At 32.4% G+C, this 13,884-nt stretch carries 8 protein-coding genes; 5 read left to right on the top strand and 3 right to left on the bottom strand.

What is annotated here, in order from left to right:
- Positions 1-654 precede the first annotated feature (654 nt).
- From hutH to OYT91_RS05725, 3 genes are read left to right on the top strand one after another with little or no spacing between them, the layout of a single operon-like run.
- Entirely contained in the window at positions 655-2,169 is a 1,515-nt protein-coding gene (hutH, locus tag OYT91_RS05735; RefSeq protein WP_281239861.1) for a histidine ammonia-lyase, read from the top strand.
- 49 nt (positions 2,170-2,218) lie between these two features.
- A complete protein-coding gene (locus tag OYT91_RS05730; RefSeq protein WP_269222651.1) occupies positions 2,219-2,863 on the top strand; it encodes a DUF47 domain-containing protein in 645 nt (214 codons plus the stop codon).
- 28 nt (positions 2,864-2,891) lie between these two features.
- On the top strand, positions 2,892-4,226 hold the full coding sequence (locus tag OYT91_RS05725; protein WP_281239860.1) for an inorganic phosphate transporter: 1,335 nt from the start codon (positions 2,892-2,894) through the stop codon (positions 4,224-4,226).
- A 391-nt stretch (positions 4,227-4,617) separates the two neighbouring features.
- Here the strand turns inward: OYT91_RS05725 and OYT91_RS05720 are convergent, their stop codons facing one another.
- From OYT91_RS05720 to OYT91_RS05710, 3 genes are all read right to left on the bottom strand, one after another.
- Complete coding sequence (locus tag OYT91_RS05720) at positions 4,618-5,133, bottom strand: DUF421 domain-containing protein (protein WP_281239859.1); 516 nt, start codon at positions 5,131-5,133, stop codon at positions 4,618-4,620.
- 110 nt (positions 5,134-5,243) lie between these two features.
- On the bottom strand, positions 5,244-6,614 hold the full coding sequence (rimK, locus tag OYT91_RS05715) for a 30S ribosomal protein S6--L-glutamate ligase (protein ID WP_281239858.1): 1,371 nt from the start codon (positions 6,612-6,614) through the stop codon (positions 5,244-5,246).
- 139 nt (positions 6,615-6,753) lie between these two features.
- The gene (locus OYT91_RS05710) at positions 6,754-9,321 is read right to left on the bottom strand and encodes an ATP-dependent Clp protease ATP-binding subunit (protein ID WP_281239857.1); all 2,568 of its coding nucleotides are present in this window, start codon (positions 9,319-9,321) and stop codon (positions 6,754-6,756) included.
- 260 nt (positions 9,322-9,581) lie between these two features.
- Here OYT91_RS05710 and gyrA point away from each other — a divergent pair, with 260 nt between their 5' ends.
- Together gyrA and OYT91_RS05700 are read left to right on the top strand one after the other, a co-directional pair.
- Positions 9,582-12,227, top strand: a complete 2,646-nt coding sequence (gyrA, locus tag OYT91_RS05705) for a DNA gyrase subunit A (RefSeq protein WP_269222655.1) — start codon at positions 9,582-9,584, stop codon at positions 12,225-12,227.
- Between the two features lie 37 nt (positions 12,228-12,264).
- On the top strand, positions 12,265-13,533 hold the full coding sequence (locus OYT91_RS05700; protein ID WP_281239856.1) for a tetratricopeptide repeat protein: 1,269 nt from the start codon (positions 12,265-12,267) through the stop codon (positions 13,531-13,533).
- Positions 13,534-13,884: the final 351 nt, after the last annotated feature.

Raw genomic sequence — 13,884 nt, 5'->3', positions numbered from 1 at the left:
GATAAGTTTGTATTTGTTTTATTGTAATTTATTTTCGTTATTTTATTTGATAAACATTCTTGTCAAAGTCTAACGATTTTATAGTGTTTTTTTTAAATGCAAATGTCTTTTATACACCCAACACTTTCTTTCTTTTAAAGAAAAGTACAGTTAATAGGATTATATGTAAAATGTATACCCCTAAGGGGTAGTAGTTGTAGTAGATGTAGTTGTAACAGCAAGTTCAACTCTAGTTTGAGTTGTTATCGAAGGATGATATGTACTGTTAAAATTTTTCATTTTTGATTTTCCAAAAGTACTGTTTTTTATAAAAAAACAAAGCTTTTGGGAGTGTTTTTACGAATAGTTTAATATTTGATTTTAATATGGGATAAAATTTAATATTGCATAATTTATTTCTGCTTTTATTGAGATTATCTTTGTTTTAAAATTGATTTTCATCGGGGTTTATGTTGATTATTAATCAAAAAATGCGGGTATTAATTTTAAAACAATAATTGTAAACTTTGTTCGATTTATATGTTTTTATATAAGATATATTGGGGCTAATTTAATAAAGTTGAAATAGGTTTAAATCATATTTTTAATTATCCTCAAAAATAATTGCTTTTTAATATTGATTTGTTGAATTTTGAACACTTAAAATCAAATGAAATGGATAATATACATTATATAAGTACAAGCCTACTTTCTTTCGAAAGTTTACAAGAGATTATTTCGCATCATAAATCAATATCACTTTCTGAAGAAGCTAAAACAAATATTCTAAAGTGTAGAAAGTATTTAGATGCTAAAATGGCTTCCAATTTAGATCCTATTTACGGAATTAATACCGGTTTTGGGTCTCTTTGTAATGTGAAAATTTCAAATGAAAATCTTTCTAAGCTTCAAGAAAATCTTGTAAAGTCTCATTCGTGTGGAACTGGGGATGAAGTTCCAAATGATATTGTTAAACTAATGTTGTTGCTTAAAATTCAATCGTTAAGTTATGGGCATTCAGGAATTCAGTTAGAAACGGCTCAACGATTGATTGATTTCTATAATAATGACATCCTTCCTATAATATACACCCAAGGATCCTTGGGAGCTTCTGGGGATTTAGCTCCTTTGGCACATTTGTCATTGCCTTTATTAGGAGAGGGAGAAGTTTGGTTCGAAGGTAAAAAAGTGCATTCGAGTGTTGTGTTAAAGCATTTTGGATGGGAGCCAATCGTTTTAAAATCTAAAGAAGGTTTGGCATTACTTAATGGAACTCAATTTATGAGTGCTTATGGTGCGCATATTTTGATGAAAGCCAATAAGTTTTCTTATTTAGCCGATTTAATCGGAACAATTTCCTTAGAAGGTTTTGATGGTAGAATTGAGCCTTTCAATGAGCTAATACATTATATAAGACCACATAATGGTCAAATCGCAACAGCCAAAAGGGTGAAAGAATTTTTGGATGGAAGTGAAATAATAGAACAACAAAAAAATCATGTTCAAGATCCCTATTCTTTCCGATGTATTCCACAAGTGCATGGCGCTTCAAAAGACGCTTTTGATTATGTGAAAAAAGTGTTCAAAACTGAAATTAATTCGGTAACCGATAATCCTAATATTTTTATCGAAAGCGACCAGATTATTTCAGGAGGCAATTTCCATGGACAACCGCTGGCTTTAGCATTGGATTTTATGGCTATCGCCTTGGCTGAACTAGGTAGTATTTCGGAACGTAGAACGTATCAATTGATTTCAGGATTGCGAAATCTTCCTGCATTTTTAGTTGATAATCCTGGTTTGAATTCTGGATTTATGATTCCGCAATATACTGCTGCAAGTATCGCAAGTCAAAATAAACAGTTGGCGACTCCATCAAGTGTAGATAGTATTGTTTCTAGTAATGGACAGGAAGATCATGTGAGCATGGGGGCAAATGGTGCTACAAAATGTTTGCGAGTAATGGATAATTTGGAACGCATTTTGGCTATAGAATTAATGAATGCTTCACAGGCAATTGAATATCGTAGACCTTTGCATTCTAGTGACTTTATCGAAATGTTTTTAAAATCCTACAGGGAAGAAGTTCCTTTGGTAAATGAGGATAGAATATTGCATTACGATATTGAGAAAACTGTTTCGTTTTTAAATAGTTTTCAAATAGAAGAAGATTTGTTAACATTAGCTTAACATTGGCTTTAAATAATGAATTAATTTTGCACTACTAAAAAATAAACAAATGTCATTAAATAGTATTTTTCAATTTTTAGTCCCAAAGGACAAAAAATTCTTTCCTCTTTTTGAAGAAGCGTCTAGTAATTTAATCGAATTGGCTTCAATTTTACACGAAGCTGTGAATCTTCCTTTGAAAGAAAGAGAAGCTCTTTTTGTAAAAATAGATGAATTAGAACAAAAAGGAGAGGATATTACTCGTCAAACCAATTTGGAATTGAGTAGAAATTTTATTACTCCTTTTGATAGAGAAGATATTCACTCTTTGATTACTTCAATTGATTATGTAGCTGATTATCTTCATGGTGCTGCTTCTAGAATGCGTTTATATCAAGTGGATAAAATTACAAAGTCCATTCGTAAAATGACCGAAATCAATTTAGAAGCCTGTCAAAACATTGATGTTGCTGTTAAAGAGTTGAAAAACTTAGAAAACATGAAAACCATCACCAATGCTTGTGCTAAAATCAATAAATTGGAGAATAAATCGGATATGGTTTACAATAAAGCCGTTTTTGAGATTTTTGAAAACGAAACCGATGCCAAAAATATCATTAAATACAAAGAAGTGTTGTCAGTTTTAGAATCAGCAACTGATAAATGTAAGAGTGTTGCTAGCGTTTTGGAATCCATTACAGTAAAACATTCTTAATTTAATTCGATCAATCTAAGATATAGATATGACTTTACTCATAATTATTATAGTACTAGCATTAATTTTTGATTATATTAATGGTTTTCATGATGCTGCTAATGCAATTGCTACAGTAGTAGCGACAAAGGTGTTATCTCCTTTTCAAGCAGTACTTTGGGCCGCTTTTTTTAACTTTTTGGCCTATTGGGTATTTGGTTTGGGAGTGGCAAATACGGTTGCAAAAACAGCCGAAGCAAGTGAGATTAACCTTGTCGTTATTCTAGCTGGTGTAGTTGCGGCTATTATTTGGAACTTAATTACCTGGTGGCAAGGAATTCCTTCAAGTTCATCCCATACTTTAATTGGTGGTTTTGCTGGTGCTGCATTGGCTCATGCCTTTGCTGTACATGGATTTTCTGATTACACTATAGATGGAAATGTTCATCATTGGTACAATATTGTAAGCTGGTATAAGGCAGGAAAAGATGGTGGAATGCCATCAGGAGTGCTTATTATTATTGCCTTCATTGTATTGGCTCCTTTATTAGGTGCATTGATGTCATATTTAATTTCAATTTGGTTGCTAAATGCTTCTCGAAAAAGTATTTTTCCAAAGATTTTTACGGTGGCCTTAATGGTTTTAACTATTTGGTTTGTTCAAGGTCAAATGGTGAGCTTTGCAGATATTGAAAAACCTCGTTTTGTTTCACATTTCTGGAGTGTTGTTTTTGAATCACATAACATAAAATGGTTTTTGGTTGCTTTTATCATACTAACAGTAAGTTTGTTTTGTTTGATATTCAGTAGTCTTAATTTGCACCAAGCTAATGCTTGGTTAAAGAAAATGCAATTGGTCTCTTCTGCTGCTTTTAGTTTGGGACATGGAGGTAATGATTCTCAAAAAGTTATGGGTATTATTGCAGCTGCAGTTGCTGTTTATATTCAAACAAGTGGAGTTGCAATAGAAAGTCTACCGGATTGGTTACAAGTAACCCTTGCTAACGACGATAAAGGTATCAAAGGTGTAATGCCAGATTGGATACCATTAGCTTGTTATACGGCAATAGCAGTAGGAACACTTAGTGGTGGTTGGAAAATTGTAAAAACAATGGGGTCAAAAATAACCAAAGTGACTTCTTTTGAAGGTGTTGCGGCAGAAACTGCCGGAGCATTAACTTTATATATCACAGAACACTTCAAAGTACCGGTAAGTACAACGCATACAATCACCGGATCTATTATTGGTGTAGGTTTGACTAAAAGAATCTCAGCTGTTCGTTGGGGTGTAACAGTTAGTTTAATTTGGGCTTGGGTTTTAACAATACCAATTTCAGCTTTATTGGCTGCTTTGTGCTACTACTTTCTTAGTATTTTCTTGTAATATTTTTTACTATCAAAATTTATAAAAAAAAACCATTCGTAATAGAATGGTTTTTTTTTACATGCAAAAGAAAAGTTTTTAAAACCCAGATTCAGCTTTTGAATTCGTCATGAAGTCTAACATAGAATCAGAATTTGAAATAGTATTTTTAGGAGCACAGCATTGCGTAAGGAAGACCTGAAGTCCCGCTATCCGTTATATTCCCAATTAACAAAAACTACGGCAAAAAAGCCTTGTTTTTCTAAATCGGGAGATGCCACTACTATCGGGGCTAATTTAGAAATTTAGTGATTTATTCAACTTTCTCAAAAAAAACAACAGCTGGATCAAATCTTTAATGGATAGTGATAGAAAACAATGGAAAGAAAAGTTATTAGGAATTTAAAAGCTTTTACATTCCTTGAATTAAGTTTTTATGATTTTTTCTTCGCTTGTAATGGGTTTGTTTTAGCATTTTATCTCCAGTTATGATGCTAATATTACCATCAATCTCAAGCATAGCCAATTTTACATCAGCAAAATATTCAACTCCATGTTCCCGCATTGCTTCTTTCAATTCATCCGATGTGATGTTCAGTTTGCTTAAGATTTTAAAATCCAAAGTGCCATCATGAATGAGAATTTCAGGTTTTTCGAGCATAAAATCACTGAATTTTTTAAAGCGATACATTAATTTTTTTAAAGTAAAATTAATTGTAAATAATACAGTTGCAGCTGAAATACCACCCAAAAGTGTTGTGTTGTTTCCAACCATTGCATTTTGTACCGCATTGCTAATCAATAAAATCAAAATAACATCAGCCGTATTCAATTGCGATAATTCTTTTTTGCCAAAAATACGTAAGGCAATAACCATGAATAAATATACAGCTGCACTTCGGATAATTACATCAAGGTAGGGATTCATATTTTCGGATTTCGGATTTTGAATTCAAATTAAATAAGCTAAACAGCACGCTAAGTTTTTAAATTGTTTTTTCGATCTTCCGTCTGTTTTTAGTGTTCAAAAATAATAGGCTACTTAATTTTAAAATTCTTCTCAATTGCTTTTATCATTTCACCAGCAATATCTTTATTGGTGGCACCTTCAATTCCTTCTAGACCTGGAGAAGAATTTACTTCAAGCAACAAAGGTCCTTTTGCAGAGCGAATGATATCCACACCAGCTACTTTCAAATCCATAGCTTTAGCTGCTTTAATTGCTATCTTTTTTTCTTCAGGTGTGACTTTAATTATTGACGCAGTACCTCCCAAATGAATATTAGCTCTAAATTCTCCTGGCATGGCTTCTCTTTGAATCGCAGCGACTACTTTGCCATCAATTACAAAACAACGAATATCTTTTCCATTTGCTTCCTTGATGAATTCTTGAACCAAAATATTTGCATTTAGACTTTTGAAAGCATTGATTACACTTTCTGCTGCTTTTTTAGTTTCGGCCATTACAACTCCTTTTCCTTGAGTACCTTCTAATAATTTTACAATAAGTGGAGAACCTCCGACCATTTTGATTAAATTATCGGTATCTAATGGGGAATTGGCGAATCCTGTGGTTGGGATATCTACTCCATGATTTAATAATAGTTGTAATGAAAATAATTTGTCTCTAGATTGTGTGATAGCAGTTGAGGAGTTTAAACAATATACTTTTAACGCTTCAAATTGCCTGGTCAAAGCGCAACCATAGAAGGTGATACTAGGCCGAATTCTAGGAATTATGGCATCAAATTGATTTAGTATTTTTCCACCACGATAATGGATTTCTGGAGTTTTGGCATCCAGTTTCATATAACATTCCTTGATGTTTAAAAAGTGCATTTCATGTCCGCGCATTTCTCCAGCTTCCATGATTCTTTTGTTGCTATAAAGTTCAGGATTGCTAGCCAAAAGTCCAATTCGTAATCCTGAACTGGCTTTTTCAGAATTAATATACAATTCTTTAAGGCTTTCAGGGGTTGGTTGTCCTAAAAGATATTTTTGTTCAGGATCAACTAATATTCTTCCGCTCATTGCTTCACGTCCTAATAGCATTCTGAAGCCCATCGAATCTCGATTGGTCAATGTCATCTCAATAGGCCATTTAGAATCCCCTATAGCTAGATTCGTCTGAATAACATACCGATGTTCTCTAAATCCGCTTGAACTTTTTACGATTCTTTTATCTACCAATGGCGCTTCACAATGAATTACCGTTTTTATGTTGTTTTGTATTGGATTTATGTCAAATTTTACCCAATTGGCATCGTTTTTTATAAATGGAGCTATATTGATGGCATGCAAAGCAGATGTTTTGGCACCAGAGTCTACACGAGCTTTAATTGTAGGAATTCCTAATTCTGGAAAAGAGCACCATTCTTCACTACCCAGTATAACTTTATTTTGAAGCATAAATTAATTTTTGTTGAACTTTTATATAATTATCAAATGTAAAAATTTGTTTTTAAAAAATACTACAAATTTATATAAAGAATAAACCCGTTATGTTATTAAAACGTAACGGGTTTGTAATTCTGTGAATTATTGTAAACTATTGATTTGTAGGTTCTTCAGCTTGGTTTCTAGGTTCTTCAGCTTTGTGAACTTTTACAGTCAATTCTTGAGAGCCTTCTTCGATGTCCATAAAGATCTCATCACCAGATGAAATTTTTGAAGTGATAATTTCTTCAGCAAGTGCATCTTCTACATATTTTTGAATTGCTCTTTTAAGTGGTCTTGCTCCAAATTGTTTATCAAATCCTTTATCTGCAATAAAAGCTTTTGCTTTGTCAGAAAGATTTAATTGATATCCTAGTTCTTTTACACGATCAACTAATTTTTTCAATTCGATTTCAATTATCAAATTAATATCTTCTTTTTCTAAAGTATTAAATACAATAACATCATCAATTCTGTTTAAAAATTCAGGAGCAAAAGTTTTTTTCAATGCATTTTCAATAATGCTTTTAGAATTATCATCTGCTTGTGCTACTTTGGCAGCGGTTCCAAATCCAACTCCTTGTCCAAAATCTTTCAATTGACGTGCGCCAACATTTGAGGTCATAATGATAATTGTGTTTTTAAAATCAATTTTTCGACCTAAACTATCTGTTAAAAAACCATCATCAAGAACTTGTAACATCATATTGAATACGTCAGGATGTGCTTTTTCGATTTCATCAAGCAATACTACACAATATGGTTTTCTTCGAACTTTTTCTGTGAGTTGTCCTCCTTCTTCGTAGCCTACATATCCTGGAGGTGCTCCAACCAATCTGGAAATTGCAAATTTCTCCATATATTCACTCATGTCAATTCGAACCAAAGCGTCTTCAGAATCGAATAATTCTTTAGCTAGAACTTTAGCCAATTGTGTTTTACCAACACCTGTTTGACCCAAGAAAATAAAAGAACCAATTGGTTTATTTGGATCTTTCAATCCTGCTCGATTTCGTTGTATAGAGCGAGCTATTTTTAACACGGCTTCATTTTGTCCAATAACTTTATTTTGAATAAGTTCTGGTAATTTAGCCAGTTTGTTGCTTTCGGTTTGTGCAATACGATTTACAGGAATTCCAGTCATCATAGAAACGACATCTGCAACATTGTCTTCACTAACAAGAATTCGATTGTTTTTTGAATCTTCTTCCCATTGTTCTTGAGCAATTGCAAGATCTTTTTCTATTTTTTTCTCGTCATCTCTAAGTTTTGCTGCTTCTTCGTATTTTTGTTTTTTTACAACTAAATTTTTCAATTCACGAACTTCTTCCAATTGACGTTCTAAGTCTAAAATCTGTTTCGGTACATCAATATTGGTTATATGAACACGGGAACCAGCTTCATCAAGAGCATCAATTGCTTTGTCTGGCAAAAAGCGTTCTGACATATATCGATCTGTTAACTTTACACAGGCTTCAATTGCTTCTGGAGTATAGGTTACATTATGATGGTCCTCGTATTTATCTTTTATGTTATTTAATATTGTTATTGTTTCTTCAACAGTGGTTGGTTCGACAATTACTTTTTGGAATCGTCTTTCAAGTGCTCCATCTTTTTCAATATATTGACGATATTCATCTAATGTTGTGGCTCCGATACATTGAATTTCCCCTCTTGATAATGCGGGTTTAAACATATTAGAAGCGTCTAATGAACCAGTCGCTCCGCCAGCACCTACAATAGTATGAATTTCATCAATAAAAAGAATGATATCATCATTTTTTTCTAATTCATTCATTACTGCTTTCATGCGCTCTTCAAACTGACCTCTGTATTTCGTCCCAGCAACAAGACTTGCCAAATCAAGTGTTACCACTCGTTTGTTAAAAAGAATGCGGGAAACTTTTTTCTGAATGATACGTAAAGCAAGTCCTTCGGCAATTGCTGATTTACCAACTCCGGGTTCTCCTATTAAAAGGGGGTTGTTTTTTTTACGGCGACTCAAAATTTGAGAAACACGTTCGATTTCTTTTTCACGTCCTACTACAGGGTCAAGTTTTCCTTCCTCAGCCATCTCTGTTAAATCTCTCCCAAAATTGTCAAGTACTGGGGTTTTAGATTTTTTATTTGATTTGTTGGCAGGATTATTAAAATTCCCTTCTTTAAGACTGTCATCTTGTCCTGAATCATCATTATATGATTCGTTTTTTGGCAAGTTTTCTAAAAATTCTTCTTCGTTTGGAGTCATATTAATGTATTGTTCTTTAGCTACATCGTAATCAATTTTAAGTTTATTCAATAGCTTGGTTGTGGGATCATTTTCATTTCGTAAGATGCATAATAGTAGGTGTGCAGTGCTAATTGAAGAGCTTTGAAAAACTTTTGCTTCTAAAAAAGTAGTTTTTAAAGCGCGTTCTGCCTGTCGTGTTAGGTGTAAATTCTTCTTTTCAATACTTACTTCAGCATTAGGACTGGCAGGACTTAGAATTTCAACCTTTCTCCGAAGGTGGTCTAGATCTATATCAAGGTTATTCAATATATGAATTGCTTTTCCATTGCCATCTCTTAAAATGCCGAGCATTAAATGTTCAGTACCAATAAAATCATGGCCAAGTCGCAATGCTTCTTCCTTGCTATAGGTAATAACGTCTTTTACTCTTGGTGAAAAATTATCATCCATAATATTATGTATTGTTATTGTAAATTTAGTGAATAAGATGTTTAAAAGCAAAAATCATACCTTTAAAATCGATTAAAGCTAAGTGACAAAAAAAATAATGAACATACAGTTAAAACGAACTTAATTTATTAACTAAATGGCAATGTTAATTTGTTAATAAAATGAATAAATTTCTGGTTGTTTATACCTGAAATCATATTGAGAAAGGTTATATTAGCGGGATTTTTTAAAACAAAATAATTTTAATTTAAGAATATATTATGTCTGAAGGAGAAAAGTTAATTCCTATTAACATTGAAGATGAAATGAAAACAGCTTATATCGATTATTCGATGTCAGTTATTGTATCCAGAGCACTTCCAGATGTTAGAGATGGCTTGAAACCAGTACATCGAAGAGTATTATTTGGAATGCATGATTTAGGAGTAAACTCTAGATCGGCTCACAAGAAATCCGCAAGAATCGTTGGAGAAGTATTAGGAAAGTATCATCCACATGGAGATACCTCTGTATATGATGCCATGGTTCGTATGGCTCAAGAGTGGAGTATGCGTTATTTATTGATAGATGGTCAGGGTAATTTTGGTTCTGTTGATGGTGATAGTCCAGCTGCAATGCGTTATACTGAGGCTAGAATGCGCAAAATTTCGGAAGAAATTTTGGCTGATATAGATAAAGAGACGGTTGATTTTAAATTAAATTTTGATGATACTTTAGAAGAGCCTACGGTTATGCCGACTCGTGTTCCTACCTTGTTAATTAATGGGGCAACAGGAATTGCAGTAGGTATGGCCACAAATATGCCTCCTCATAACTTAACAGAAGTGATCAATGGTACATTGGCTTATATGGACAATAATGACATTGAGGTTGATGAATTAATGACGCATATCAAAGCCCCAGATTTTCCAACTGGAGGTATTATTTATGGTTATGAAGGAGTTCGTGAAGCTTTTAAAACCGGTAGAGGTAGGGTAGTTATGCGCGCCAAAGTTGGTTTTGAAGAGGTTGATGGTAGAGAATCAATTATTGTTACTGAGATCCCATACCAAGTCAATAAAGCGGATATGATTAAACGTACTGCTGACTTAGTAAATGAAAAGAAAATAGATGGTATCGCGAATATCCGTGATGAATCGGATAGAAACGGTATGCGTATTGTTTACATCTTAAAACGTGATGCAACGCCAAATGTAGTTTTGAATACGCTTTATAAATTTACACAATTGCAATCTTCATTTAGTGTAAATAATATTGCAATCGTCAAAGGGCGTCCACAAATGTTGAATCTAAAAGATTTGATTCATTATTTTATAGAGCATCGTCATGATGTGGTAACGCGCAGAACGCAATTTGAATTGAAAAAAGCGGAAGCACGAGCGCATATTTTGGAAGGTTTGATTATTGCTTCAGATAATATTGACGAAGTAATTGCTTTAATTAAAGCATCTAAAAGTACTGAAGAGGCAAGAGAAAAATTAATAGAGCGATTTAATTTATCAGATATTCAATCGCGTGCAATCGTTGAAATGCGTTTGCGTCAATTAACGGGTCTTGAGCAAGATAAGTTAAGATCAGAATATGAAGAAATCATGAAGTTAATCGAGCATTTAAAAGCTTTATTGGCAGATGTAAACTTAAGAATTGCTTTGATTAAAGAAGAGTTAACAGAAATTCGTGACAAATACGGTGATGAACGTCGTTCTCAAATCGAATATTCTGGTGGAGATGTAAGTATTGAGGATTTAATTGCTGATGAAAACGTAGTAATCACAATCTCGCACGCAGGATACATCAAGCGTACGAATTTGTCTGAATACAAAACACAAAATAGAGGAGGAGTTGGACAAAAAAGTGCTGGTACAAGAGATCAAGATTTCTTAGAGCATATGTTTGTTGCAACAAATCATCAATATATGATGTTCTTTACTCAAAAAGGAAAATGTTTCTGGATGCGGGTTTATGAAATTCCAGAAGGAAGTAAAACTGCTAAAGGAAGGGCTATTCAAAATCTTGTAAATATTGAAAGTGATGATAAAGTAAAAGCTTTTATCTGTACTCAAGATTTAAAAGACAAAGACTATATAAACAGTCATAATCTTGTAATGGTGACCAAAAAAGGTCAGGTTAAGAAAACTTCTTTGGAGAAATATTCTAAGCCTAGAGTCAATGGTGTGGCTGCAATTACTATTAAAGAAGGTGATGAATTATTAGAAGCAAAATTAACAGATGGTCAAAGTCAGATAATTTTAGCTGTAAAATCTGGTAAATTAGTTCGTTTCGAAGAAACAAAAACGCGCCCGATGGGAAGAACCGCATCAGGAGTTCGTGGTATTACTTTAAAAGATGATACTGATGAAGTTATTGGTATGGTTACAGTTGAAAAAGATAGTGTAAACGATTCTCAAATTTTAGTGGTTACTGAAAACGGATATGGTAAGCGTACTAAATTAGTAGATGAAGATGGTGAAGATGTTTATAGAATCACTAATCGTGGGGGTAAAGGTGTTAAAACGCTTAATATAACAGAAAAAACAGGAAAACTAATTTCGATAAACGCTGTGACTGATGCTGATGATTTAATGATTATTAATAAGTCAGGATTAACCATTAGAATGGCGATTGAAGATCTACGTGTAATGGGACGTGCTACTCAAGGGGTTAAATTAATAAACCTTAAAGGAAAAGATTCTATTGCTGCAGTAACAAAAGTTATGAAAGATGATGTTGTTGAAGTGGTTCTTGATGAAGACGGTAATGTTATAGAAGCTGAAACCATTGAAAGAGTGAAGCCTGTACTTGAGGTTTTAGAAGATGAAGGAGTGTCTGATGAAGACGAGGATGAGGATGAAGAAGAAGTTGAAGAAGATGATTTGGAAGAAGATGATTCAGATGATGAGGCGTAATTAAATAATTAGAATAATAAATATAAAATAGATTAATATGAAAAGTAGATATGTAATAATAGCGTCAGCATTATTTTTATCAGTAGCAAGTTTTGCTCAAAAAAATGAAATAAAAGCAGCTGAAAAAGCTATTAAGGGAGGGAATTCGCAAGAAGCTATAACAATTTTGGATGGTGCGGAATATTTGATTACCAATGCTCAAGATGCTGAAAAAGCACAGTATTTTTTTGTAAAAGGGAATGCTTATTTGGATTTGGCTAATAAAAATGTAGAAGAAGGTAAGAATTTGAGTCTTGCAGCAAAATCATATAAAGAATTATTAGAATTAGAAAAAGCTTCGGGTAAAGTTAAGTATTCCACTCAGGCAGCTACCTCAATTGCTGAAATTAAGGGGAAATTAATAAATTCTGCAATTGCTGATACCAAAGCTTCTAAAGATGCTGATGGCGCTAAAAAATTATATGAGGCATATATGTTGGATAAAAAAGACACTATTAATTTGTATTATGCTGCATCTACTTATGTAAATGCTAAAGATTATGATAGTGCTCTTAAATTATATGAAGAGTTAAAAGTATTAAACTATTCTGGAAAAGCTACTTATTTTTATGCTGTTAATAAAGTAAATGCTCAAGAAGACTATTTTACTACTGCTGCTGATAGAGATCGTATGGTTAAAATGGGAACTCATGAAAAACCAAGAAATGAAAATGTGCCTTCAAAAAGAGGTGAGATCTATAAAAATATTGCTTTGATTTATGTTCAGGAAGGAAAAATGGACCTAGCAAAAAAAGCAGTTTCGGATGCTAGAATTGCAAATCCTGATGATACTTCTTTAATATTAACAGAAGCTAATTTATATCTTGAATCCAAAGATATGGTTACATACAAAAAGTTGATTTCTGAAGCATTAGAAAAAAATCCAAACGATGTTGATTTGATATTTAACTTAGGTGTAGTAAGTGCAGGTGCTAAAAACAGTATTGAAGCTGAAAAATTTTATAATAAAGTAATAGAATTAAATCCAAAATATATTAATGCTTACATAAATATGGCAGCATTAAAATTAGAAGATGAAAAAGCAATCATTGATGAAATGAATAAATTGGGGAATTCTAATGACGATATGAAACGATATAATGTTTTGAAAAAGAAAAGAGAAGACTTGTTTAGAAGCACCATTCCTTATCTTTCAAAAGCAGTTGAATTAGAGCCTAAAAATGAAGATGTAGTGAAGACATTATTGAATGTTTATAGTGCTCTAGAAATGACAACTGAATACAAAGCGTTAAAAGCAAAAATGTAGTTGATAATTTAAGACTAAATTGAATCCTGCACGATATTTAATTCGCTGCAGGATTTTTTTTACAGATTATTTATTGGATTTTTTTATTTAATAAATATGAAAATTAATACAAATAGATATTAAAATGGATCTGATTTAAGGGTTGTATTTTTTTTTGTATGAATTCTTAATCTGTAATATAGTTTTTAAGAAAAATATGAATTTTAGAATTAAAATATGTTTTTTTAAATTATTTGTTTTTTTAATAACTATAATGACTATGAAGATAGTAATAATTCATTTTATATTAAAAAATTACTTGAATATTGGTTGATTTACGAAATCGTTGTAATTAAATTGAAATAAGTCTTA

The organism is Flavobacterium praedii, from assembly GCF_026810365.1.
In the GTDB taxonomy this organism is placed as follows: domain Bacteria; phylum Bacteroidota; class Bacteroidia; order Flavobacteriales; family Flavobacteriaceae; genus Flavobacterium; species Flavobacterium praedii.
Note: the sequence above shows the minus strand (reverse complement) of the source record. Positions and strands in the feature narration are given on the sequence as shown.